General features: G+C 62.3%; 23 protein-coding genes and 2 pseudogenes. 11 read left to right on the forward strand and 14 right to left on the reverse strand.

Annotation, left to right across the window (positions count from 1 at the left end; all coding sequences use genetic code 11):
* The first annotated feature begins 80 nt into the window (after positions 1 to 80).
* Together KU43P_RS21965 and KU43P_RS21970 are read left to right on the forward strand one after the other, a co-directional pair.
* On the forward strand, positions 81 to 281 hold the full coding sequence (locus KU43P_RS21965; RefSeq protein WP_060508484.1) for a hypothetical protein: 201 nt from the start codon (positions 81 to 83) through the stop codon (positions 279 to 281).
* Between the two features lie 309 nt (positions 282 to 590).
* The gene (locus tag KU43P_RS21970; protein ID WP_317659585.1) at positions 591 to 2063 is read left to right on the forward strand and encodes an inorganic phosphate transporter; all 1473 of its coding nucleotides are present in this window, start codon (positions 591 to 593) and stop codon (positions 2061 to 2063) included.
* Between the two features lie 163 nt (positions 2064 to 2226).
* Here the strand turns inward: KU43P_RS21970 and KU43P_RS21975 are convergent, their stop codons facing one another.
* On the reverse strand, positions 2227 to 3702 hold the full coding sequence (locus tag KU43P_RS21975) for a helicase HerA-like domain-containing protein (protein ID WP_317659586.1): 1476 nt from the start codon (positions 3700 to 3702) through the stop codon (positions 2227 to 2229).
* A gap of 309 nt (positions 3703 to 4011) precedes the next feature.
* On the opposite strand from KU43P_RS21975, the pseudogene KU43P_RS27130 reads away from it, so the two are divergent.
* From KU43P_RS27130 to KU43P_RS21995, 5 genes and pseudogenes are all read left to right on the forward strand, one after another.
* A pseudogene (locus KU43P_RS27130) lies at positions 4012 to 4884 on the forward strand (cache domain-containing protein); the annotation flags it as partial.
* Between the two features lie 261 nt (positions 4885 to 5145).
* Positions 5146 to 5742: pseudogene (locus KU43P_RS27135) on the forward strand (methyl-accepting chemotaxis protein); the annotation flags it as partial.
* A 198-nt stretch (positions 5743 to 5940) separates the two neighbouring features.
* Entirely contained in the window at positions 5941 to 7062 is a 1122-nt protein-coding gene (locus KU43P_RS21985) for a glycosyltransferase family 4 protein (RefSeq protein WP_317659588.1), read from the forward strand.
* Positions 7055 to 7819 carry a DUF2334 domain-containing protein gene (locus tag KU43P_RS21990; RefSeq protein ID WP_317659589.1) on the forward strand — a complete coding sequence of 255 codons (765 nt, stop codon included), beginning with the start codon at positions 7055 to 7057 and terminating at the stop codon, positions 7817 to 7819. Before KU43P_RS21985 ends, KU43P_RS21990 begins: the two co-directional genes overlap by 8 nt.
* Positions 7816 to 8808: a lysylphosphatidylglycerol synthase transmembrane domain-containing protein gene (locus tag KU43P_RS21995; RefSeq protein WP_317659590.1), complete on the forward strand. Its 993-nt coding sequence runs from the start codon at positions 7816 to 7818 to the stop codon at positions 8806 to 8808. The genes KU43P_RS21990 and KU43P_RS21995 overlap by 4 nt, the downstream gene beginning before the upstream one ends.
* Here KU43P_RS21995 and KU43P_RS27140 read toward each other — a convergent pair.
* Together KU43P_RS27140 and purU are read right to left on the reverse strand one after the other, a co-directional pair.
* Complete coding sequence (locus KU43P_RS27140) at positions 8714 to 8947, reverse strand: hypothetical protein (protein WP_411567226.1); 234 nt, start codon at positions 8945 to 8947, stop codon at positions 8714 to 8716. The genes KU43P_RS21995 and KU43P_RS27140 overlap by 95 nt on opposite strands.
* Positions 8948 to 9025: 78 nt before the next feature.
* Entirely contained in the window at positions 9026 to 9877 is an 852-nt protein-coding gene (purU, locus tag KU43P_RS22000; protein WP_023378897.1) for a formyltetrahydrofolate deformylase, read from the reverse strand.
* A gap of 296 nt (positions 9878 to 10173) precedes the next feature.
* On the opposite strand from purU, the gene mvaT reads away from it, so the two are divergent.
* Positions 10174 to 10551, forward strand: coding sequence for a histone-like nucleoid-structuring protein MvaT (gene mvaT / locus KU43P_RS22005; RefSeq protein ID WP_176511882.1), 378 nt, complete (start codon positions 10174 to 10176; stop codon positions 10549 to 10551).
* 71 nt (positions 10552 to 10622) lie between these two features.
* Here mvaT and sbcB read toward each other — a convergent pair whose 3' ends face one another.
* The 3 genes from sbcB to KU43P_RS22020 all read right to left on the reverse strand — a co-directional run bounded on the left by sbcB (position 10623) and on the right by KU43P_RS22020 (position 12978).
* A complete protein-coding gene (gene sbcB / locus KU43P_RS22010) occupies positions 10623 to 12059 on the reverse strand; it encodes an exodeoxyribonuclease I (protein ID WP_317659592.1) in 1437 nt (478 codons plus the stop codon).
* A 46-nt stretch (positions 12060 to 12105) separates the two neighbouring features.
* A complete protein-coding gene (locus tag KU43P_RS22015; RefSeq protein ID WP_317663892.1) occupies positions 12106 to 12465 on the reverse strand; it encodes a PilZ domain-containing protein in 360 nt (119 codons plus the stop codon).
* Between the two features lie 123 nt (positions 12466 to 12588).
* Positions 12589 to 12978, reverse strand: a complete 390-nt coding sequence (locus KU43P_RS22020; RefSeq protein WP_317659593.1) for a tetratricopeptide repeat protein — start codon at positions 12976 to 12978, stop codon at positions 12589 to 12591.
* Positions 12979 to 13206: 228 nt separating this feature from the next.
* Here KU43P_RS22020 and pyk point away from each other — a divergent pair, with 228 nt between their 5' ends.
* Together pyk and KU43P_RS22030 are read left to right on the forward strand one after the other, a co-directional pair.
* Positions 13207 to 14661 (forward strand): pyruvate kinase, encoded by a 1455-nt coding sequence (gene pyk, locus KU43P_RS22025; RefSeq protein ID WP_008097666.1) that lies wholly within the window; start codon positions 13207 to 13209, stop codon positions 14659 to 14661.
* A gap of 117 nt (positions 14662 to 14778) precedes the next feature.
* The gene (locus KU43P_RS22030; RefSeq protein WP_317659594.1) at positions 14779 to 16038 is read left to right on the forward strand and encodes a hypothetical protein; all 1260 of its coding nucleotides are present in this window, start codon (positions 14779 to 14781) and stop codon (positions 16036 to 16038) included.
* Here KU43P_RS22030 and KU43P_RS22035 read toward each other — a convergent pair.
* On the reverse strand, positions 16029 to 16952 hold the full coding sequence (locus tag KU43P_RS22035; protein ID WP_317659595.1) for an iron-sulfur-binding ferredoxin reductase: 924 nt from the start codon (positions 16950 to 16952) through the stop codon (positions 16029 to 16031). The genes KU43P_RS22030 and KU43P_RS22035 overlap by 10 nt on opposite strands.
* 249 nt (positions 16953 to 17201) lie before the next feature.
* On the opposite strand from KU43P_RS22035, the gene KU43P_RS22040 reads away from it, so the two are divergent.
* A complete protein-coding gene (locus KU43P_RS22040; protein ID WP_027917942.1) occupies positions 17202 to 18725 on the forward strand; it encodes a fumarate hydratase in 1524 nt (507 codons plus the stop codon).
* A 106-nt stretch (positions 18726 to 18831) separates the two neighbouring features.
* Here the strand turns inward: KU43P_RS22040 and KU43P_RS22045 are convergent, their stop codons facing one another.
* The 7 genes from KU43P_RS22045 to KU43P_RS22075 all read right to left on the reverse strand — a co-directional run bounded on the left by KU43P_RS22045 (position 18832) and on the right by KU43P_RS22075 (position 24344).
* Positions 18832 to 19704, reverse strand: a complete 873-nt coding sequence (locus tag KU43P_RS22045) for a carbon-nitrogen hydrolase family protein (protein WP_317659596.1) — start codon at positions 19702 to 19704, stop codon at positions 18832 to 18834.
* Entirely contained in the window at positions 19701 to 20291 is a 591-nt protein-coding gene (locus KU43P_RS22050; RefSeq protein ID WP_317659597.1) for a GNAT family N-acetyltransferase, read from the reverse strand. The genes KU43P_RS22045 and KU43P_RS22050 overlap by 4 nt, the downstream gene beginning before the upstream one ends.
* A gap of 263 nt (positions 20292 to 20554) precedes the next feature.
* Positions 20555 to 21133, reverse strand: coding sequence for a DJ-1/PfpI family protein (locus KU43P_RS22055; RefSeq protein ID WP_317659598.1), 579 nt, complete (start codon positions 21131 to 21133; stop codon positions 20555 to 20557).
* A 50-nt stretch (positions 21134 to 21183) separates the two neighbouring features.
* Positions 21184 to 22341, reverse strand: coding sequence for a phospholipase D-like domain-containing protein (locus KU43P_RS22060; protein WP_317659599.1), 1158 nt, complete (start codon positions 22339 to 22341; stop codon positions 21184 to 21186).
* Position 22342: 1 nt separating this feature from the next.
* Positions 22343 to 22924, reverse strand: a complete 582-nt coding sequence (locus tag KU43P_RS22065; protein ID WP_317659600.1) for a YceI family protein — start codon at positions 22922 to 22924, stop codon at positions 22343 to 22345.
* 44 nt (positions 22925 to 22968) lie between these two features.
* On the reverse strand, positions 22969 to 23265 hold the full coding sequence (locus KU43P_RS22070) for an amidase (protein WP_317659601.1): 297 nt from the start codon (positions 23263 to 23265) through the stop codon (positions 22969 to 22971).
* The gene (locus tag KU43P_RS22075; protein WP_317659602.1) at positions 23262 to 24344 is read right to left on the reverse strand and encodes a serine hydrolase domain-containing protein; all 1083 of its coding nucleotides are present in this window, start codon (positions 24342 to 24344) and stop codon (positions 23262 to 23264) included. Before KU43P_RS22075 ends, KU43P_RS22070 begins: the two co-directional genes overlap by 4 nt.
* Between the last annotated feature and the right edge of the window lie 4 nt (positions 24345 to 24348).

Below are 24348 nucleotides of genomic sequence, written 5' to 3' on the forward strand. Positions count from 1 at the left end.
CCGGCCATCCAGCACACCCAGTGCATGGGCAACTTGCACCTGCATACAACACCGGCATTTACAAGCATTCAGGTATTACTGTGACGAAAGATGAACTGCGCGCGGAACTCGAGCGCCAGGCTGAACGTTACAAGGAAGTTTACGGTGGCGAAGTCACCACTTACGCCGCTCAACCCGAACCCGAACGCAAACCTTGGCGCAAACGTGCCACCGTTCAGGATCAGGCGTTCAGCCAGGAATTGGAAAAGATGGAAAAGGAACTGCGCAGCGAAGAACCCTGAGCTGCCCAGCGCCATCGCGTCGTGGGCCTACGCCCTCGGCGCGGCCGATCTTTACCGATTGGCCGTCGATGAAATGGAATTACACAAATTTCATACAACCGTTTGAACGGTGAATTGCCCTTGCCGTTTTCGTAAAATTGGCGAAATTCATCTGATTTTGCGATTTTTAGCGGAACTTTTTCCGTTTCAGCAGGTCTTTTCGAGCCTTGAGATGCACCTCACAACGCTGCCGCTGGTCAGCAGTGGGTGCATCGATTGCCAAGGTTTTCTGGCATAATCCCGCCCCCCTATGACCGCCAGACAACCTTCATGATCGATTTATTCAGCGGACTGGATGCCTGGGTATTGGTGAGCCTGCTGCTCGCCTTGACCTTCGTGCTCGCCTTCGAGTTCATCAATGGCTTTCATGACACCGCCAATGCGGTAGCTACCGTCATCTATACCAAAGCCATGCCACCACACCTGGCCGTATTCTTCTCAGGGGTGTTCAACTTCCTCGGCGTTCTGCTCGGCGGTGTCGGGGTGGCCTATGCCATCGTTCACCTACTGCCGGTCGAACTGCTGATCAACGTGAACACCGGCCACGGCCTGGCCATGGTCTTCTCGTTGCTGGCCGCGGCCATCACCTGGAACCTGGGCACCTGGTACTTCGGCATCCCCGCCTCCAGCTCGCACACTCTGATCGGTTCGATCCTCGGTGTGGGCCTGGCCAACGCCCTGATCAACGACATCCCGCTGGGCGATGGCGTCAACTGGCAGAAGGCGATCGACATCGCCATGTCGCTGGTGGTCTCGCCCATGGCCGGCTTCGCTGTCGCCGCCCTGGTGCTGATCGGCCTGAAATGGTGGCGCCCGCTGTCGAAGATGCACAAGACCCCGGAGCAGCGTCGCAAGCTCGACGACAAGAAGCACCCTCCGTTCTGGAACCGCCTGGTACTGGTGATTTCGGCCATGGGCGTGAGCTTCGTGCACGGTTCCAACGATGGCCAGAAAGGCATCGGCCTGATCATGCTGGTGCTGATCGGTATCGTGCCGGCCAAGTTCGTCCTCGACCTGAACAGCACCACCTACCAGATCGAGCGCACCCGTGACGCCACCACCCATCTGAGCCAGTTCTACCAGCGCAACGCCGCCACCCTGGGCGAGTTCCTGGCACTGGGCAAGGCTCAGCCGAGCGACCTGCCGGAGCAGTTCAGTTGCAACCCGCAGCAGACCGAGCCGACCATCGCCGCACTGCAGTCTTCGCTGCAAGGCGTGACCGACTACCGTGCCCTGGACGCCGACAAGCGCGTGGAAGTACGCCGCTACCTGCTGTGCCTGGATGACACAGCGAAGAAGGTCGGCAAGCTGCCGGGCCTGGAAGCCCGTGAAAAGGCAGACCTGGAGAAGCTGCGCAAGGATCTTACCGCCACCACCGAATACGCCCCGTTCTGGGTAATCGTGGCCGTTGCCCTGGCCTTGGGCCTGGGCACCATGGTTGGCTGGAAGCGTGTTGTGCTGACCGTTGGCGAGAAGATCGGCAAGCAGGGCATGACCTATGCCCAGGGCATGTCGGCGCAGATCACTGCGGCCTGTGCTATCGGCATGGCCAACGTATTTGCCCTGCCAGTGTCGACCACCCACGTGTTGTCGTCCGGTGTAGCCGGTACCATGGTCGCGAACAAGAGCGGCCTGCAAGGCGGTACGGTGAAAACCATCCTGCTGGCCTGGGTGTTGACCCTGCCAGCCTCCATGGGCCTGGCGGCCGGCCTGTTCTGGCTGGCGTCCAAGGCGATTAGCTGAGCGATACCGCTGTTATGAAAAAGGCGCCTTCGAGGCGCCTTTTTCGTGGGTCTTGACCGGCCTCATCGCCGGCAAGCCGGCTCCCACAGGTGAGGCGCTGCACTTGAGGTCAGTGCTGTACCTGTGGAAGCCGGCTTGCCGGCGACAGGGCCGGTACAAGCAACTACCGCTTCTTGCCCCCCAACAAAGACCCCATCAACCCCCTCACCAACTGCCGCCCCAGCTGGTTCGCCGCCTGGCGCACCGCCGACTTGATCGCCTGACCTGCCGCACTCTGCAGGAAGTCCCCGGCCTTGTCGGCCAGGCTCGCTTCGTCGGCCTTCGGCACCGGCGCCGGCGCTACCGGCTCGCCCTTGCGCTGGGTCAGCATTTCATAGGCTGACTCCCGATCGACCGGCTTGTCGTAGCGCCCAAGCAGCGGCGAAGCGGCAATCAATGCAGCCCGTTCGGCGCCGCTCAGAGGCCCGATGCGCGATTGCGGCGGCGCGATCAGCACACGCTGCACCATCGCAGGCGTGCCCTTGTCTTCCAGGGTGCCGACCAGGGCCTCGCCGATGCCCAACTCCGTAAGCACTGCCAGGCTGTCGAAAGCCGGGTTCGGGCGAAAGCCATCGGCCACCGCGCGCAGCGACTTCTGCTCCTTGGCGGTAAATGCACGCAAACCATGCTGGATGCGCAAACCCAGTTGCGCCAGCACGGTATCAGGCAAGTCGCCCGGCGACTGGGTGACGAAATACACACCCACGCCTTTGGAACGGATCAGCCGTACTACTTGCTCCAGCCGGTCCTGCAACGCCTTGGGAGTACCGTTGAACAGCAAGTGCGCCTCGTCAAAGAACAGCGCCAGGACCGGTTTGTCGGCATCGCCTCGCTCAGGTAATTGCTCAAACAGTTCGGCCAGCAACCACAGCAGGAAGGTGGCGTAGACCTTGGGCGCGTCATGCACCAGACGGCTGGCGTCGAGCAGATGAATACGCCCCCGCCCATCGCCGTCGGGCCTCAGCAGGTCTTCGAGCTGCAGGGCCGGCTCGCCGAACAGCGCCTCGGCCCCCTGCTGCTCCAACGTAGCCAGACGCCGCAACAGTGCCTGAGTCGAGCCACTGGTCATCAAGGCGCTATCGTCACCCAACAGCTGCGGGTTGTCCTTCAGGTGCGCGAGCAGCGCCTTGAGGTCCTTGAGGTCGAGCAGCAACAGCCCATCACGGTCAGCCACCTTGAACGCCGCATACAGCGCCGCCTGCTGGCTGTCGGTCAGCTCGAGCAGGTTGCCAAGCAACAACGGGCCCATTTCACTGAGCGTGGTACGCAGCGGGTGGCCCGATTGCCCGGCAATGTCCCACAAGGTCACCGGGTAGGCTCGCGGCTGATGACCAAGCCAAGGCATCCCGGCGATCCGCTCGGCCACCTTGCCCTGCGGCGCACCCGCTGCACCGAGGCCGCAGAGGTCACCTTTGACATCGGCCGCGAACACCGCCACGCCAGCATCACTGAACACTTCCGCCAGGTGCTGCAAGGTCACGGTCTTGCCGGTACCGGTGGCGCCCGCCACCAACCCATGGCGATTGGCCAGGCGCATGGCTTGCTTGACCGGCTGGCCATCCGTGCCAGCGCCTATGACTATGGTCGAAGAATCCGGCATCTTTTTGATCCTCTTCTCAAGCTTTACCGCGTAGTGGCCGATACCTCGGGGTGATATTCGCCATTGAAGACAGGAACAACCCAAAGGACTTCCGGGATGTTGCACTGTTTTACTGCTGTATCCGTGCGAACGCCCGATAAAAACCTTAGCGGAACCGATTACGCCATGAACAAAAGCCTTCGTTTCAGCCACAAAATTCTTTTGGCGGCATCACTGATCGTGATACTCGCCTTCAGCCTGTTCACCCTCTACAACGATTACCTCCAGCGTAATGCGATCCGTGAAAATCTGGAGAATTATCTGGCTGAAATGGGCGAGTCCACTTCGACCAACATCCGCAACCTGTTCGAAGGCCGCATCAAGCTGGTCGAGAACCTGGCGCAGAACATTGCCCAGCAACCCGAGAATGCCGAAACGCTGATGGGCCAGAATGCCCTGATCTCGAGTTTCCTGACTGTCTATCTGGGCAAGGTGGACGGCGGTTTCAGCGTGCGCCCCGACTCGAAGATGCCTGATGGCTACGACCCGCGCACCCGCCCCTGGTACAAGGACGGCATGAACGCTCAGGGCGTGACGCTTACCGAACCCTACATGGACATGACCACCAACAAGATGGTCATCGGCATCCTCAGCAAAGTGTCCTCCAGTGTCGGCGTGGTGGGTGGTGACCTGGCCCTCGACGGCCTGGTGCAGATCATCAACTCGCTGAACTTCGGCGGCATGGGCTACGCGTTCCTGGTCAACGACCAGGGCAAGATCCTGGTTCACCCGGACCAGCAGATGGTCATGAAGTCGCTGGCAGATCTGTTCCCGCAGCACACGCCGAAATTGTCCGGCGAGCTGACCGAAGTGCAAGCGGACGGACAGACCCGTCTGCTGACCTTCACCCCGATCAAAGGCCTGCCTTCGGCCAACTGGTACATCGGCCTGTCGGTGGACAAGGACAAGGCCTTCGCCATGCTCAGCACCTTCCGCACCTCGGCGGTGATCGCCACGGTGGTGGCGGTGGTGATCATCATCGGCCTGCTGGGCCTGCTGATCCGCGTGCTGATGCAACCGCTGCTGACCATGACCCGCGCCATGGAAGACATCGCCGAAGGCGAAGGCGACCTGACCAAGCGCCTGAGCATCCACAACCACGACGAATTCGGCATTCTCGGCACTGCTTTCAACCGCTTCGTCGAACGTATCCACAGCTCGATCCGTGAAGTGTCTTCGGCCACCGAGCAGGTCAACGAAGTCGCACTGCGGGTGATCAGCGCCTCCAACTCGTCGATGACCAACTCCGACGAGCAGTCCAACCGCACCAACAGTGTTGCCGCCGCCATCAACGAGCTGGGCGCCGCCGCTCAGGAAATCGCCGGCAACGCCGCTCAAGCTTCGCAACACGCCAGCTCGGCGCGCCTGCTGGCCGAAGAAGGCCAACAGGTGGTGGAACGCAACATCGCGGCGATGAACCGCCTGTCCGACCTGATCGTCACCTCCAGCGCGCACATCGAGACGCTGAACGGCAAGACCGTGAACATCGGTCAGATTCTCGAAGTGATCACCAGCATCTCCCAGCAGACCAACCTGCTGGCACTGAATGCCGCGATCGAAGCGGCACGTGCCGGCGAAGCTGGCCGCGGCTTCGCCGTGGTGGCCGATGAAGTGCGCAACCTGGCCCATCGCACTCAGGAATCGGCGCAGCAGGTTCAGAGCATGATCGAAGAGCTGCAGGTCGGCGCCCGCGAGTCGGTCGAGACCATGGGCCAGAGCCAGCGCCACAGCCAGGACAGCGTGCAGATCGCCAACCAGGCTGGTGAACGCCTGGACAGCGTCACCGTACGCATCGGCGAGATCGACGGCATGAACCAGTCGGTGGCCACCGCCACCGAAGAACAGACCGCCGTGGTCGAATCGATCAACATGGATATCAACGAGATCAACATGCTCAACCAGGAAGGGGTCGAAAACCTGCAGGCCACCCTGCGCGCGTGCTCGGACCTTGAGCAGCAGGCCTCCCGCCTGAAGCACCTGGTAGGCAGCTTCCGTATCTGACCTGAAGCACCGCGTCGCCTTCTTCGCCGGCAAGCCCACTCCCACATGACCTGCGGGAGCCGGCTTGCCGGCGATAGCTGCAACCCCGCCGCCGCTCAACCCGATCGAACAAACTATCCTTCAGGAAGGTCAACCTTTAGGCGCGTCATCGCCGGCTCATTACCGCCGGATGACAGACCCGAAGACGATCCCGGAGGGATGCTGATCGTGCACATCGCTGACATCACCATGTTCTATGCCCCGGCCAGCGGCGGCGTACGGACTTATCTTGATGCCAAACATCATCGCCTCGACGCCCTCCAGGGCGTGCGCCACAGCCTGTTGATCCCCGGCGCCAGTGCCCGCCACACCAATGGCGTGTATGAAGTACCGGCTCCCCCCCTGCCCTTCGGCAATGGCTACCGCTTTCCGGTACGCCTGGGCCCCTGGTGCAATGTATTACGCAGCCTCAAGCCCGACCTGATCGAAGTCGGCGACCCCTACTTGACTGCCTGGGCGGCACTCGAAGCACGCCGCCAGCTCGACGTACCAGTGATCGGTTTTTACCACTCCGACTTGCCACTACTGGTCAGCAACCGCATGGGCAACTGGTTCACGCCCAATGTCGAGGCCTATGTCAGCAAGCTCTATGGCAATTTCGACAGGGTGCTTGCGCCCAGCCAGGTGATGGCCGACAAGTTGCGTCGCCTGGGCGTGCGTGACGTACATGTGCAACGCCTCGGCGTCGACCTGGCCACTTTCAACCCCACACGCCGAGACCCACAGTTGCGGGCCCAGCTTGGCATACCCGATACCAGCCGACTGCTGGTGTTCGCCGGCCGCGGCTCGCGGGAAAAGAACCTGCCCGTGCTGCTTGAATGCATGCAGCACCTGGGACGCCCCTATCACTTGTTGCTGGTCGGTTCGAACATGCCGGCCAGCGTGCCGGACAATGTCAGCGTGATCGACCACTTCTGCCCGCTGGAAGAAGTCGCGCGGCTGGTGGCCAGCGCCGACCTGCTGGTACACGCCGGCGACCAGGAAACCTTCGGCCTGGTCATTCTCGAAGCCATGGCCAGCGCTACACCCGTAGTGGCAGTCAGGGCCGGCGCCTTCAGCGAGATCATCAACGAACAGTGCGGCCGTCTGTGCCGTGCCAACGATGGCCAGGCCATGGCCATGGCAGTGCGCGAAGCGTTCGAAGCCGGCGTGCGCAAGCTCGGCGCCCAGGCCCGACAACATGTCGAGCAGCACTACTCGTGGGACAACGTCGTGACCGGCCTGCTCCAGCATTACCAGGCGGTGCTAGGCCATCAGCCGCTGGTGCGCGCCCATGGCTGAGGCCGGAGGCGAGTCGCGCAGCGTGATGCTGGTGCTGCACGACATCGCGCCGGAAACCTGGCCGGACTACCAGCCGTTCGTCCAGGCGGTCGACGAGATAGGCAATGTGCCGATGACCTGGCTGGTGGTGCCTGACTTTCATCACCGAAACCCCCTGGCCCGCTCACCTACCTTCTGCCGCTTGCTAGAAAGGCGCCTGGCGCGAGGTGACGAACTTGCCCTGCACGGTTTCTACCACGCCGACGACGGCCCCTCGCCCCGCAGCCTGGGCGAGTACTTCATGCGCCGCCTGTATACCCACGAGGGTGAGTTCTATGGCCTCGACAAGGCCCAAGCGCTGCAGCGCCTGGAAGATGGGCTGGCCCTGTTCGACCGCCAGGGCTGGCCGGTGGCCGGTTTCGTCGCCCCGGCCTGGCTGATGAGCCAGGGCACGCGCCAGGCCCTGCGCCAACTGCCGCTGCGCTACACCAGCACTCCACAGCACTTGTATCGCCTGCCCGACTTCACGGCCTTCGAAGCGCCCGGCCTGGTCTGGAGCGCACGCAGCGCCTGGCGGCGAGGGGTTTCGCAAGTGGTCTGCAACTGGCAACAGCGGCGCTGGCACGAGGCCCAGACCTTGCGCCTGGGCCTGCACCCGGTGGACATGCGCCACCGCTCGTCACGCAACTATTGGCTGGCCACGCTGGAGAACCTGTTGCTCCAGGGCCGGGAACCGTTGACCAAGTCGGCCTGGCTGGAGCGCCAGGTGCTCGCATGAATCGCCTGGCCTGGCTAGGACTGGCACTGCTCTGCGCCCTACTGGTGCCGGCCCTGCTCGGCGGCACAGAACTGCTGCCCAGGCTCCAGGCGTTCGACCCCGGCCTGATGTTCACATTGTTGGGCATGATTCTACTGTGCTGGATGATCAACGCTATGCGCCTGCGCCTGTTGCTAGGCCAGCAAGGGGCCCGGCTGGGGCACATGCGCAGCCTGGGCGTGGTCATGGCTACCGAATTCGCCATCTGCACCACCCCCGGCGGCAGCGGCGGGCCGTTGACGCTGATGGCCTTGCTCGCGCGCGACCGGATCGGCCCTGCGCGCAGTGGTGCGGTGTTCGCCATGGATCAACTGAACGACTTGCTGTTCTTTTTCTGCGCGATGCTGGCCATCGCCGGCTATGCGCTGTTCCATAGCCTGGGGCGTAGCCAGGAGAGCCTGTTGCTGGGCAGCGCCTTGCTGCTGTGCACGGCCCTGGCGGGTGTTTTGGCGCTGCTGCGATATCGGCGTGCATTGATGCGCTTCAACGGCCGTCTGTTGCAGCGCCTGGGCATGGCACCACGACGCAAACGGCGCTGGGCGCGCAAGCTGTTGCACTTCATTGCAGCCCTGGCCCAGACGTGGCGGCTGCCCAAGCGTACCCTGGCACTGGTATTCACCCTGACCTGTGCGCACTGGAGCCTGCGCTACAGCGTGCTGTACCTGGTATTGAAGGGGCTGGGCGTAGAGCTCTCGTGGGTGCCGAGCTTTCTCGTGCAGATGCTGTCGCTGAGCGCCGGACAATTCAGCCTGATGCCAGGCGGAGCTGGGGCCGCGGAACTGACGTCAGCAAGCCTGCTGGCGCCGATGGTCGGCAGCTCGACAGCCGCGGCGGCAATCCTGATCTGGCGTGCGGTTACTTACTATTTTTATCTGCTGGCGGGCGGGCCGGTGTTCGTTTGCCTGCTGGCACGTCCGCTGCTTGAACGTTGGCGGGGTCAGGCGGGTTGAGCTGGCGCCAGAGTTCGGCGGCTTCGGGGAAGTCGGTGCCGTCTTCGTCGCTCAGTGCCTCGGGGTCGTAGCGGGCGAGGCAGCCTTCACCAAGGGTGGGGGGAGGTGTGGCAGCGGGCCTGTTGCGGGAATTTGCCATGGGAACTCCTTGAGGGCGCCATGCGCCTCAATCGCCGGCAAGCCGGCGATCAGGCTGCGAAGCGGCCCTATGCTCGAATCAGTCGAACACCACGGTCTTGTTGCCGTGCACCAGTACCCGGTCTTCCAGGTGATAACGCAGGCCACGGGCCAGCACCATCTTTTCGACATCGCGGCCGAAGCGGACCATGTCCTCGATGCTGTCGGCGTGGCTCACGCGTACCACGTCCTGTTCGATGATCGGGCCGGCATCCAGCTCTTCGGTCACGTAGTGGCAGGTAGCGCCGATCAGTTTCACACCGCGCAAGGCAGCTTGGTGATACGGCTTGGCACCGACGAAGGACGGCAGGAAGCTGTGGTGGATGTTGATGACCTTCTCGGCGTAATCCTGGCACAGCTGCGGCGGCAGGATCTGCATGTAACGCGCCAGCACCACCACGTCAGCCGCATGCTCCTGGACCAGGCGCGACACTTCGGCGAACGCCGGCGCCTTGTCTTTTGGGTCGACCGGTACATGGAAGAACGGAATGCCATGCCACTCGACCATGCTGCGCAGGTCGTTGTGGTTGGAAATCACGCACGGAATCTCGCAATCCAGTTCGTCGGTGTGCCAACGGTGCAGCAAGTCGGCCAGGCAGTGCGATTCACGGCTAGCCATCAGCACCACGCGCTTCTTTTGCGCCGAATCGGTAATCCGCCAAGTCATGGAGAACTCCTCGGCGATAGGTGCAAAGGCTTCGCGGAAGGCCTCGATACCGAACGGCAACGATTCGGCACGGATTTCATGGCGCATGAAGAACCAACCACTCTGCTCATCGGAGTGGTGACTGGCTTCGTTGATCCAGCCGTTGTACAAGGCCAGGAAATTACTGACTTTCGCCACGATGCCAACACGGTCGGGGCAGGCGATCACCAGACGATAGGTGCGCATGAATAAGACTCCAGAACTTCGCAAAGGCGCTCATTCTAGCGGCCCGGCCCAAAAAACGCAGTAAGCATTGCACCATGAGTAGCCTGGCTCAGGTGATGCTTGCTGCTGTGTCGGGCCCCGTGTGCCTTCGGGACATTCATGCTCAATGCGCCGGGCTTATGTAAAATTTTCTTAATCTTGAGATAATTTGTCACAGGGTAATTAACAGTTCATTGCTGTATTAATATGTTTACTTGAGTGTATCGCCTGTCTATTATTGCCCCACACATTTCTGAACACGCATTAAGGAACACTCCATGTCCCTGATCAACGAGTACCGCGCTACCGAAGAAGCCATCAAGGAACTTCAGGCCCGCCTGGCCAACCTGTCGCAGGATGACAAGCTGAAGAAAGAACTGGAGTTCGAAGGCAAACTGCGTACGCTGATGGGTGAATACTCCAAGTCGCTGCGCGACGTCATCGCCCTGCTCGACCCAGAGTCGAAACTGAGCAAAGCCCCACGTGGTGCAGTCAAGACTACCGGCACCAAGCGTGCGCGCAAGGTCAAGCAATACAAGAACCCGCACAACGGTGAAGTGATCGAAACCAAAGGCGGCAACCACAAGACCCTGAAAGAGTGGAAAGCCAAGTGGGGTGGTGATGTGGTTGAAGGCTGGGCAACCCTGCTGGACTGATTGTCCGCACTCGCCCTGCTTGTTGAAACGAAAAAACGCCGGCGCACTGCCGGCGTTTTTCGTTTTTGCATTCAAAGACTGATAGCGAATTGCTCTGACAACGCTCGGGCATGCACTTGCCAGGCTTCCAATACCCGGCGCCCTGTTTCGTCAGCACCGGCCCAGGCGCTCTGCCGGGCTTGTTCGAAGTCGCCCAGGGTATTCGGTGCACCCCACACTGGATCACTCAGGCGCTGCTGGCAGAACGCATACCAGCGCTGGCGCTCTTCGCTGTTCAACGTCTCGGGGAAGTTGCGCGCCCGATAGCGGAACAACAACTCGGGCATGCGCGGGTCATCGAACATCCAATGGCCGTGCCCCAACTGTGCCGGGTCCAGCGTACGAACTTGCTCGCACAGACGACGATCACGGTCTCCCAGAAAGCCGTCATACAACTGCTGTTCGGGGTCTTCACTCGGGGTGAAATCTTCCTTGCCGTAAATATCCGCCAGCTTGTCTTGCCACACCGGTTGTTGATTGGCCAGCGCTTCCCCACGCGCTTGCAAGAGTGGCAAATCGATACCGAGGCGTTGCTGGTCCATCGGGCGCAATACCGAGAGAGGTGCCACTACCGGGCAACGATTGATCTGCACCAACTTGAGCGGTATCGGTAATTCCCCATCCGCCAATTCGTCATGACGCGTATACAAGCGTTGGCGAAGTACCTCGGCACTTTCCCTTAATAACGGTAGGGTTTCCTGATGCAGGTCGCACACAATCAGTGCATTGCGATTTCGAGGATGCCAGGCCAAGGGCAAGACCACGCCCAGATAATTACGCGCCGCCGAGAAGCGCCCGGAAATATGCACCAGGGGTTGCAACAAACGAATCTGCTCCATCACTTTATGTTTGCTACGCAACTGGAACAGCCATTCGTACAGTTTGGGTTGTTTTTGCCGTATCAGGCGCGCCAGGGCGATGGTTGCCCGCACGTCGGAAAGTGCTTCGTGGGCATGCCCGTGGTCGATGCCATTGGCCTTGCTGAGCAACTCCAGGCGCAGGCTGGTGCGCCCGTCCTGTTGCGGCCACTCGATACCTTCCGGGCGCAGCGCATAGGCGGTGCGCACTACATCGATCAGGTCCCAGCGGCTGTTACCGCCCTGCCATTCGCGGGCATAAGGGTCGAAGAAGTTGCGATAGAGGCTGTAACGGGTCACTTCATCGTCGAAGCGCAGGGTGTTGTAGCCGGCGCTGCAGGTTCCTGGGCGTGCCAGCTGTTCATGGACGCGAGTCATGAATTCGGCTTCACTCAAGCCCTGGTTTGCCAGCTGCTGTGGGGTGATGCCGGTCACCAGACAGGCTGCCGGGTGCGGCAGGATGTCGTCGGAGGGGCGGCAATAAAGATTGATGGGGGCTTCGATCTCGTTGAGCTCGAGATCGGTGCGCACGCCAGCGACCTGCAGCGGCCGGTCGCAGCGCGGGTTGATGCCTGTGGTTTCGTAGTCGTGCCAGAAGATGCTGGAAGTCACGGGATCGTCCTGAATCAAGGTCGACCCGATTCTAGCGGACCTCGACTCAGACGGAAGCGTTGGCTGGGCGGAAACTGAAATAGTCGCGCAGCGAGCGAACGAAATCATCGTACTCGCGCGGTGCCTGCAGCAGCATGAAGCCTGAATCGTAGTGGCCTGGTGTCTGGTCTTCGCGACACCACAGGCAACTGGCCGTCAGGTTGATGAACTGGAAGCCGCCGCCGGCGAGCGGCACGCGCAATTGCAGCTCGTAATCCGGCCCGACCAGAACTGGGAGTTGGCTGATCAGCATCAACCCGTCTTCAGAGGCATTACCCAGCTGCCCGATCGGCTGATCGGTGAAGCGATTGAACACCCTCAGCGCGCAGGGGAGTTGATGGCGTTCTATATGGCGCTTGTTGAAGATGGTCACAAGTGCAGTCCGTACCCAATGCCAGGAATGCAAGGTACTGGCGGTTGTTGTAACAACTAAGTTACAGGTTAACGCAGCTGGCCGTGCAAATCTCGTGAATTTATCGACACCTTGGTGTTAACGCCAAGGAGAGGTATTCACTGGGCTAGCCACTGCCGTCTGTCCGCTGCGGTAATGCCCCAGCTTCTCCAGGGTTTGCAGGCGTGCCCTGGCGCGGTAGGCATACTCGTTGTTCGGATACTGCTGGATCAGGTACTCATAGGTTTGCGCGGCGTCGACATACAGTTGCTGGCGTTCCAGGCATTGGCCGCGCAGCAACGATACTTCCGGATGGATGAACGGCCGTGCACGGCTGGTGCGGTCCACCTGGGACAATTCCAACATGACCTTCTGGCAATCGCCCCGGTCATAGGCGCGGTACGCGTTGTTCAAGTGGTGGTCCATGGACCAGCGGGTGCAGCCGACGGTGCTGGCCGCCGCCAGAGCTAAAACGATCAGGGCTCGCATGGGGGATCTCCTTTATTAGGCAGTGTATCGGCCCTCCGGAACATTTCTTCAGCTTCCAGCTGCAAGGCACAAGCTGCAAGCGATACCGCTACGCGCACACGCTTGCAATTTACCGCGTGTACCTTGCAGCTGACCTATCTGCGCGCCTTGCAGGTAGTGCAACGGAACAATGACTACAGCGCGATTCAGGAGTAGCCTTTCGCTGCGCTTCACTATAGGAGTCTGTGCATGACCATCCGCCGTACCAAAATCGTCGCCACCCTTGGCCCCGCCAGCAACTCGCCGGAAGTGATCGAACAGCTGATCCTCGCCGGCCTGGACGTGGCACGCCTGAACTTTTCCCACGGCACTCCGGACGAGCACAAGGCGCGCGCCCGCCTGATCCGTGACATCGCCGCCAAGAACGGCCGCCATGTCGCGCTGCTGGGTGACCTGCAGGGTCCGAAGATCCGCATCGCCAAATTCAGCAACAAGCGCATCGAACTGAAGATCGGTGACAAGTTCACCTTCTCCACCGCCCATCCGCTGACCGAAGGCAATCAGGACATCGTCGGTATCGACTATCCGGACCTGGTCAAGGACTGCGGCGTCGGTGACGAACTGCTGCTCGACGATGGCCGCGTGGTCATGCGCGTCGAAACCGCCACCGCAGATGCCCTGCACTGCGTGGTGATCGTCGGCGGCCCACTGTCCGACCACAAAGGCATCAACCGCAAAGGTGGCGGCCTGACCGCTCCGGCCCTGACCGAGAAAGACAAGGCTGACATCAAGCTGGCCGCGGAAATGGACCTGGACTACCTGGCCGTCTCCTTCCCGCGTGATGCCAAGGACATGGAATACGCCCGCAAACTGCGCGACGAGTCTGGCGGCAGCGCCTGGCTGGTGGCCAAGATCGAGCGCGCCGAAGCCGTTGCCGACGACGAAACCCTCGACGGCCTGATCGCCGCCTCCGATGCCGTCATGGTTGCCCGTGGCGACCTGGGCGTGGAAATCGGCGACGCCGAGCTGATCGGCATCCAGAAGAAGATCATCCAGCACGCCCGCCGCAACAACAAGGCGGTGATCGTGGCGACCCAGATGATGGAGTCGATGATCCAGAACCCGATGCCGACCCGCGCCGAAGTGTCCGACGTGGCCAACGCCGTGCTCGACAACACCGATGCGGTCATGCTGTCGGCCGAAAGTGCCGCCGGTGCCTACCCGATCGAGGCTGTCCAGGCCATGGCGCGGATCTGCCAGGGAGCCGAGAAGCATCCGACCAACCAGAAATCCAGCCACCGTCTGCATACCACCTTCGAGCGTTGCGACGAAAGCATCGCCCTGGCGGCCATGTACACCGCCAACCACTTCCCCGGCGTCAAGGCGATCATCGCCCTCACCGAAAGTGGCTACACCCCGCTGATCATGTCGCGCCTGCGTTCGCACGTGCCGATCTACGCGCTGACCCCGCACCGCGCCACTCAGGCCCGTACCTCGATGTTCCGCGGTGTCTACCCGATCGCCTTCGACCCGGCCTCGCTGCCGGCCGACAAGGTGAGCCAGGCAGCGGTCGACGAGCTGCTCAAGCGTGGTCTGGTGGAACAGGGTGACTGGGTGATCCTGACCAAAGGCGACAGCTACCACACCATCGGTGGCACCAACGGCATGAAGATTCTGCATGTCGGTGATCCGCTGGTTGGTTGATTCACGAAAAAGGGCCGATTAGCGGCCCTTTTTTTGTCAACCTGACATTTCTGCCAGTTGTGAGATGCACTGGCTGAGCAGAGCCTACACGGGCCCTATTGGCTCAGGAGGCTCGTCATGGCAAACCCTATCGCAAATTCGCTGATCGATCCCGAATACACAGCGAAGATACCGGAAAATATCGGCACAATCGAAACATCCCTGGACACTGACGAGGGCCGCATCTGCGTCGGTAGTGCTTATGTCGACGAAATCCCTCACTACGCCCTCTTCCGCCTCAAGAAAAATGGCGATCTGGATACCTCCTTCGGCACTGGAGGCATCACGACCGGCAGCTTTGGACTCAAGCAATCGCTGGCCTACAGCATCACGCAACTGGATGACGGCGCGCTATTGATCATCGGCCTCACCTCGGATCAATCCTATTTCTTCGATGGTGTTCCAGCGCTGGCTCGCTTCGACAAAAACGGTACCCTGGACACACGCTTCGGCGAGGATGGGCATCGGGTCATCAAGCGTCCTGCAACGCTGAGTCAGGCGCGGCATAGAGCTTTTTCGACGCCCCCTGCCATGCAATGTCATGTGCGTTCAATCGGCAATGACATTTTGGTACTGGGCAACTTCTTCGAACTTGATACCGTGCTGATGAAGTTCGATCGCGACGGCAACCTCGACCCAGGCTTCAATGGCACAGGTTACAAGGAGCTCAAGCGCGGGGATGACAACTGGCTTCATGGTTTGAACCTCCACGCGAGTGATCAGGGCATTTTGGTATGCGCGAGAGCCTACAACGCCAATAGCTTGCCAGTCGGCGGCTGCGTGGTATCGCTTAGTCCAGCAGGCGAATACAACAGTGGCTTTGGAACCGGTGGCTTCGCCGACTTCCCCGACACCCTGAAAACCCTGGAGAATTTTCTGGTGTTACCGGCCGCAAACCGCATCATCGGCTGCGGCATGGGTGATAAGCGAGGGGGCATGATGGTCGCGTTGAATGATCAAGGCGCCATTGATGAATCGTTCCGCGCACCGCTGCTGGAACGCTACTACAGCCTCGCCTGGAATCAGCTCGTCGCGTACTCCCCCGAGCATGCTGACAGCCCGATACTGGCAGCAGGCATATGGACCCGAGGGCCAGACGCACCGATGCTGATTGGCCGTTTCCATGCCAATGGAGAACTCGACGTGTCCTTCGCAGACGAAGGCACCGGGTACATTCTGATAGACGGCACGACCGCTGCCAGGCGCTGCGAGATCCTCGAAAACGGCCTCGAAAAGGGCAAGACCATGGTGCATGTCATGAGTACCAATCCCAACCTTCCCCGTGGCTCCCTGATCCGATGCCTTACGCAGTTGCGATGCGCTGCCGCTCACGCATGAGCACTGAACACATCGGCAAACAACTGGTTCCTCGGCAGCCCGACAATGTACAACCGGCGAGCGAATCGCTCGACCGTGTCGGGGGCCCCACAGACCAGCGCCAACGTTTGCCGGGACTGCAACTGCAACGCCGACAGTGACTGCTCGACGTCTGCGCTGTCGATCATGTCGATGCTGAGCGCTGGAAAGGCCTGCGCCAGTTCAGCAAGGTCGATGGCCAGGTAGTGGTCACGCGCTACGTGCAGGACACGGATCGGCCCGCGATGCTGCTGGCGCAACGCCTCGCGCAAAATGCCCCACAAGGGCGCAAGGCCGGTACCTGCCGCCAGCAGCCAGAGCGGCCGCTCCTGCCAGTCCTGGTCATAATGCAACGCCCCGCCGCGGAGTTCACCCAGGCGCAAAGTGTCGCCCACCTGCAATCCCCTCGCCTTGTCGCAGAAGGCGCCGGGCCGCCGGCAGTCGATGTGGAATTCCAGGAAGTCGTCCTCACCCGGCAGGCTGGCCAGGGAATAAGGCCGCGCGACCGTACCGTTCCACAGCACCAAATGCTGACCGGCCTGGTAACGCAGCGCGCGCTCGGGGCGCAGGCGCAGGCGCAGCACATCGCCGTACCCGTCCAGCCCACACACCTGAGCGGCAATACCGTCCTGCAGCGGGTCGAACACCGCCACGCGCAGGTCACTCACCACCCGGCACTGGCAAGCCAGACGCCAGCCCTGGGCATGCTTTTCCAACGCCAGCGCTTCAGGCAAGGCATCTGCCGGCTGCCCGTCCAGGCAATGCACCAGGCAGGCATGGCAACTGCCGGCACGGCAACTGTAAGGCACGTTAAGCCCGGCCTCGTTCAGGGCATCGAGCAGGTTGCTGCCGGTGGGCACCGTCCAGCGGCGCTCGCCCACGCAAAGTTCGGGCATGGTCGGTGTTTCTCCAGATATCTCCGGCTCACTGTAAGCCAAGCGCTCGACGGCAGCAAAAAGGATGCCCACCGGATGCCGACCATGGTCCAGACCGGCCGCAGGTGTGCCCGGCACGGATGCGCGCTATACTGCCGCGCCTTTTTCCGTCGGCCTGACCTGCCGGCGCCTTGCAAGGCGCTTCGACACGCTGGTCGGCACTGTCGAGCGTCTTTTTGAATGTTCCCGTCTTTAAGAGGAGCGCGCTGCATGACCGTGATCAAGCAAGACGACCTGATTCAGAGCGTCGCCGACGCCCTGCAATTCATCTCGTACTACCACCCCGTCGATTTCATCCAGGCGATGCACGAGGCCTACCTGCGTGAAGAGTCGCCTGCTGCACGCGATTCGATCGCCCAGATCCTGATCAACTCGCGCATGTGCGCCACCGGCCACCGCCCGATCTGCCAGGACACCGGTATCGTCACCGTGTTCATCCGTGTGGGCATGGACGTGCGCTGGGACGGCGCCACCATGAGCGTCGACGACATGATCAACGAGGGTGTGCGTCGCGCCTACAACCTGCCTGAAAACGTCCTGCGCGCTTCGATCCTGGCCGACCCGGCCGGTGCCCGCAAGAACACCAAGGACAACACCCCGGCCGTCATTCATTACTCGATCGTCCCTGGCGACAAGGTCGAGGTCGATGTCGCGGCCAAGGGCGGCGGTTCCGAGAACAAGTCGAAGATGGCCATGCTCAACCCGTCCGACTCGATCGTCGACTGGGTGTTGAAGACCGTGCCGACCATGGGCGCTGGCTGGTGCCCGCCTGGCATGCTCGGCATCGGCATCGGCGGTACCGCCGAGAAAGCCGCGGTCATGGCCAAGGAAGTGTTGATGGAATCCATCGACATTCACGAACTGAAAGCCCGTGGCCCGCAGAACCGCCTCGAAGAGATCCGCCTGGAGCTGTTCGACAAGGTCAACCAGCTGGGCATTGGCGCCCAGGGCCTGGGCGGCCTGACCACCGTGCTCGACGTCAAGATCATGGACTACCCGACCCACGCCGCCTCGCTGCCGGTGTGCATGATCCCGAACTGCGCCGCCACCCGCCACGCACACTTCGTGCTCGATGGTAACGGCCCGGCCGAGCTGGAAGCGCCGTCGCTGGACGCCTACCCGGAAATCGTCTGGGAAGCCGGCCCGAGCGCCCGCCGCGTCAACCTCGACGACATCACCCCGGAAGAAGTCGCCAGCTGGAAGCCGGGCGAGACCATCCTGCTCAACGGTAAGATGCTCACTGGCCGCGACGCTGCGCACAAGCGCATGGTCGAGATGCTCAACCGCGGCGAGGAGCTGCCGGTCGACCTCAAAGGCCGCTTCATCTACTACGTCGGCCCGGTCGACCCAGTCGGTGACGAAGTGGTAGGCCCAGCCGGCCCGACCACCGCCACCCGCATGGACAAGTTCACCCGCCAGATCCTCGAGCAGACCGGCCTGCTGGGCATGATCGGCAAGTCCGAGCGTGGCCCGACCGCCATCGAGGCGATCAAGGACAACAAGGCCGTGTACCTGATGGCCGTCGGCGGCGCTGCCTACCTGGTAGCCCAGGCGATCCGCAAGTCCAAGGTCCTGGCCTTCGCCGAACTGGGCATGGAAGCGATCTACGAGTTCGAAGTGAAGGACATGCCGGTCACCGTCGCGGTCGACAGCAACGGTGAGTCGGTGCACATCACTGGCCCTGCCCTGTGGCAGAGCAAGATTGCCGAGAGCCTGGCAGTCGAAGTGAAGTGATTTGAATGGGGGCCGCTCTGCGGCCCATCGCCGGCAAGCCGGCTCCCACAGGAACAGCATCTGTAGGCGCCGGCTTGCCGGCGATGGGCTGCAACGCAGCCCCCCTTCACACAATCCGCACGAATTGCTCCGGCCAATCGCGCCGCGTAAACACCTGCCCCTCCTCCCTCACCCGCCGTACCTGCGCCAAATCCACTTCACACACCAGCCAACGGCTCCTCGAAGGGCTCAACGCCTCACTTTCGGCCACCACCCCGTCCCCCGGCATCCCATGATCCGGCGGCACGAACAGCCCTGCCCGCCCCACATTCTCATCCAGCGCTGGCGACCAGGCGGCGAGCCCGACCGTGGGACTCTGCAACACCGCAATCTGGTTCTCCAGCGCCCGTGCCTGGGCGCCGATGCGCACCCGATGGTAGCCCGCTTCGGTATCGGTACAGCTCGGCGCCAGGATCAGGTCAGCGCCGCCTTCGGCCAAACAGCGCGCCAGCATCGGAAACTCGTTGTCGTAGCAGATCAGGATGCCCAAGCGCCCTAGGTCCGTGTCGAACACCTGCAGCCCCTGGCCCGCCGTGATGCCCCACTGCTCCCGCTCGAAGCGGGTCATCATCAGTTTGTCCTGGTGCCCCAACTTGCCAGAGGGCCCGAACAGCCAGGCCCGGTTGCGATAATGGCCGTCACTGTCGAGTACCGGCAGGCTGCCCGGTTGCAGGTAGATGCCCCAGCTTCGGGCAATACCCTCGCAAAGCGCCAGCCAAGGTTCGATCAAGGGCTGGATGCCGGCAATCGAAGCCTTCAGGTCGCCACGCTGCTCGGCCGGTAGCTGGCCGCTGAGCACCAGACCCGCGTACTCCGGCAGCAACAGTAGCTGGGCCCCAGCCTCGGCGGCCTCGGCACACAAGCCCTGCAAATGCTTGGCATAGGCCTCCCAGGTTTCATGCAGCTCGATGGCGTACTGGCAGGCGGCAAGGCGAATCAAATCGGCAGCTCCTTGACCCAGAACGACATGATCTTTTCCGAAATCTCCTGCTCATCCAGGTCGCGCCAGGCGTAGTGGGTGCGCAGGGAGGGTTCATGCAGGAAGCCACGGTTGCGCCAGAAACCGTGCAACGGTTTGTAGTCCGCAGGCCGCCTCGGGTGCACTCCGGGGCGCTCCACCGCACAGAATGCGCAGTAGTCGAACTCGGCAAGCTTGTGGGCATAGGACTCGCGCTCGATGAAGAAGCGCACGCCCAGGCCCTGACCGCGGTATTGCGGCAGCACCAGCGACTCGCCGAAGTAGTAGACGCTGGCAGGGTCGCGCCCCAGGGCCAGGAACGGCTGCTGAAATTCAGGCGCCACGTCCACCAGCGGCACGCCCGTGGAAGCGCCGACCACCTGGCCGTCGTCCAGGGCCAAGACCACCAGGCTGCGCCCGGAACGGACATAGCTGGCCAGGTAGTTGGCTTCGTATTCGAGGGTGCCGTCGTAGAGGTATGGGAACTCGCGGAACACGGTCAGGCGCAGGCGAGCGAGGTCATCGATGTAAGGCGCGATAGCGGCGCCGTGCAAAAGGCGTATTTCCATGCTTGGCGGTCGTTTTGTCGATGTGGATGACGCGCTCGGCTAAGCCGGGCTTGAGGGGAAACCCTATCATCCGAGCCAACGCACCGCCTTTTCCCAACACGACAGGTACTGTTCCATGACCGCTACCGAACTGGCAAATGCCTCATGTGGGAGCCGGCTTGCCGGCGATAGGGCCCGTACAGAGCCTCCCATTTGTCTGACCCGGCCTCATCGCCGGCAAGCCGGCTCCTACAGGGGCTGGCTTTGTCCGCGCAGCGGCCCAGTCAGGAAATACGTGTCCCCAGCACTTTCAGAAACGCCGCCAACCACGCCGGATGCGCAGGCCACGCCGGCGCCGTCACCAGGTTGCCATCCACATGCGCCTGGTCCACGGCAATGTCGATGAACTTGCCACCCGCCAGCCGCACTTCCGGCGCACAAGCCGGATAGGCACTGCACTCGCGCCCCTCCAGTACACCGGCCGCCGCCAGCAATTGCGCACCGTGGCACACTGCGGCAATCGGCTTGCCCGCGTGGTCGAAGGCCTTGACCAGGTCCAGTACCTTCTCGTCCAGACGCAGGTACTCCGGGGCACGGCCGCCCGGAATCAGCAGCGCGTCGTAGCTTTCGGCACGCACCCGGACGAAGTCATAGTTCAAGGCAAAGTTGTGTCCGGGCTTTTCGCTGTAGGTCTGCTCACCCTCGAAATCATGGATCGCCGTGCGCACGGTCTGCCCCGCGACCTTCTCCGGGCACACCGCATGCACGGTGTGACCAACCATGGTCAGCGCCTGGAACGGCACCATCGCTTCGTAATCCTCGACGTAGTCGCCCACCAGCATGAGAATCTTCTTCGCGGTCATTGCAGTCACCCTTGGATTACCTGTGAACAGTCACTGCACGATAGTCGCTGTCAGTCACGTCGGTCGAGCAAATTGACCACCAACCGGTCCATCCAACCCCACACCCGCTGCTTGACCCGGCGCCAGAGCGGACGCGCATTCCAGTGGTCGAGGTCGACCACCTCGCTCAAGGCGAAATCGCGCTCGAAACTGGCCTGCACGGCGGCCGTCAGCGGCGGGTCGAGTGCCTCGACGTTGGCTTCAAGGTTGAAGCGCAGGTTCCAGTGGTCGAAGTTGCACGAGCCGATGCTGACCCAGTCATCGATCAGCACCATCTTCAAATGCAGGAAACACGGCTGGTATTCGTAGATGCGTACCCCAGCACGCAGTAGCCGTGGGTAGTAGCGGTGTCCGGCATAGCGCACGGAAGGGTGGTCGGTGCGTGGGCCGGTCAGTAGCAGGCGCACATCGACCCCTTTGCTGGCGGCCCGACGCAGTGAACGGCGCACGCTCCAGGTCGGCAGGAAGTACGGCGTGGCCAGCCACACACGCTGCTTGCCGCTGTTCAGCGCACGCACCAGCGAATGCAGGATGTCCTGATGTTGACGGGCGTCGGCATAGGCCACACGGCCCATGCCCTGCCCTTGCGCCGGCACCTTCGGCAGGCGCGGCAGGCCGAAGCCTTCGGCGGGGCGCCAGGCAGTACGCCGATTGTTGGCATGCCACTGGCGGTCGAACAGCAATTGCCAGTCGGTTACCACCGTGCCTTGCATCTGCACCATCACCTCATGCCACTCGCTGGTCGCCTCGCCGGGGGTCCAGAACTCGTCGGTGACGCCCGTGCCGCCCACCACCGCCCAACGTTCGTCCACCAGCAGCAACTTGCGATGGTCGCGGTAGAGGTTGCGAAATCCACGCTTCCAACGCAGCCGGTTGTACCAGCGCAGGAAAACCCCGGCATCCAGCAGGCGCTGGCGCAGCGCCGTGGTAAAGGCCAGCGAGCCATAGTCGTCGAACAGGCAACGCACCCGCACACCGCGCCGCGCCGCCTGCACCAGCACTTCGACCACCGCCTCGGCGCAGGCCCCGGCCTCGACCAGGTACAGCTCCAGGTCGACCTGCAACTCAGCCCGCGCAATCGCCTGGAGCATGCGCGGAAAGAACTCGGGGCCGTCGATCAACAGCTCGAACTGATTGCCATCGCGCCAGGGGAAGACCGGCCCCGGCATGTCAGCGAGCGTTGAAAATCAGCACCGCATTGACCGGTACCGTAGGGTTGATGGACTTGAGTTTGGCGAACTTGCGCAGGGTTTCCAGCCCGGGCAGCAGGCCGAAGTCGCTGGCATTGAGGATCAGCGGCTCCAGGGTCACCACCTGGAAGCGTCGCTCATCGAGGCGGGTAGCCAGCAGCAGCACGTTGTAGCTGTGGGACTGGCCATGCAGACTGACGGTAAGTGGCAAGCGCAGCTCGATCTGCGCACCGTCTGCCAGGTCGTTGATGGGGCGCAGGTCGATCTGCGCCTTCACCGTGGCTTCAGCGAAGCGTTCGACTTCGAACAGGTCGTCGCGCATGCGCTCATCGCGCAGCGGGATGCCGCTGCTGACCGAGTCCATCTCGATGCGCAGTGCCGCCGCCCCCTTGCGGTCCACCGTGCCATGCAAAACCAGGAAGCGATGCACTTCGGCAGTGTCGCCGTTCTTGCCGCTGATGAACGATAACCGTGAGGATTCACCATCGAGATGCCAGTTGGCATGGGCGGGCAGGCACAAAGCCAGCAACAGGACGGGCAAAAGACGGGGCAGCTTGAACATGACAGATCTCGTGAAACTTGACCGCCAACCTTAACCGCCCACCGTCATGGCAGCAAGCGGCAACCCTCCTGAGCGCCCTGCCAGGCCGCCCGGCTATCCTGGCCCAGCCCGGCGGCGCTGACACTGCGCAGCTGGCTGTTTTCCTCCAGTTCGCTCAAGGGTAGCCACTGTTTCACGTAAGCGCGGCAATACGCCTGCTCGAAACCCATGACGAAGCGGCACGAGCAGTATTCCTTGGCCGAGTAGGCCGACAGGATACCGGGGAAGTCCACCAGCGCCTGGCGCTCCAGCCAGGCCCAGCCGAGCAGCACGACGACCATCAGCAACCCCAGGCGCTTCATGTGCCCTCCCCGGGCAGTGCCGCCAGCACCCGCTTGAGCAACTCGTTATGGCTGTAGCTGCCATCGCGATCATCACCGTAGCGCACGATCACCAGCTTGTGTGTGGGCACTATGTAAAGGGCCTGGCCCCAGTGGCCGAGGGCTGCGTAGGTGTCCGGCGGCACGTCGGGCCAAGGCCGTGCCTGGCCTGCGAGGGGCTGGTTCAGCCACCAGTGACCGCCAGGGTTGGCTTCGCCGGGGAGTGCCTGGGCCGGAGTGAACAAGGTGCGGTTGAATGCTATCCAGCTAGCGGGCAGCAACTGACGCAACTTCCAACGCCCTTCGCGCTGCATCAACAGGCCGATGCGCGCCAGGTCGCGGGCGCTGAGATAAAGATAGGACGAACCGACCAGGCTCCCCGCACCATCGCGCTCCCAGACGGCGCTGTCGATGCCGAGCGGGGCGAACAACGCTTGCCAGGGGTAATCGGCGTAGGCCCCAGCGTCGAGCATGCCGCGCAAGGCGGCAGCCAGCAGGTTGCTGTCGCCGCTCGAGTAGAGGAAACGTTGGCCGGGTTTGTCGACGGCGCTGCGCGCGGCGGCATAGGCCGCCATATCGTTGCGCCCTCGCGTGTAGAGCATGGCCACCACCGAAGACTTCAGCGGCGCGTATTCGTAGTCCTCCTGCCATTGCAGCCCACTGGCCCAGTGCAGCAGGTCGGCCATGCGCACTTCGGGGTGGGCCTGCATGGGGGCGTAGTAGCGCGATACCGGGTCCTGCAACTGAAAGCGGCCCTCGCCCTGGACGACGCCCAATACGGTGGCCAGTACGCTCTTGCTGACCGACCAGGTCAGGTGAGCGGTCTTGGCAGTGGTGGGTGTGCTGTAGCGCTCATGGATGATGCGGCCGTCGCGGATGATCAACAGGGCGTCCGTGCGGATGCCGCTGCGGTCGCCGGGGTTGCGTTGCGCGAAGGCGTAGGAGTCGACGGCTTGCCAGTCGCTGACGGTGGCGTCGATCAGCCAGTCAGGGTCGGGCCAGTCTTGCGCACAGACGGGCAGGATGGTCATGCCAATGATGGCCAAGAGGGTCTTGAGCATGGGG

The sequence above is a fragment of the Pseudomonas sp. KU43P genome (assembly GCF_033095865.1).
Lineage (GTDB): Bacteria > Pseudomonadota > Gammaproteobacteria > Pseudomonadales > Pseudomonadaceae > Aquipseudomonas.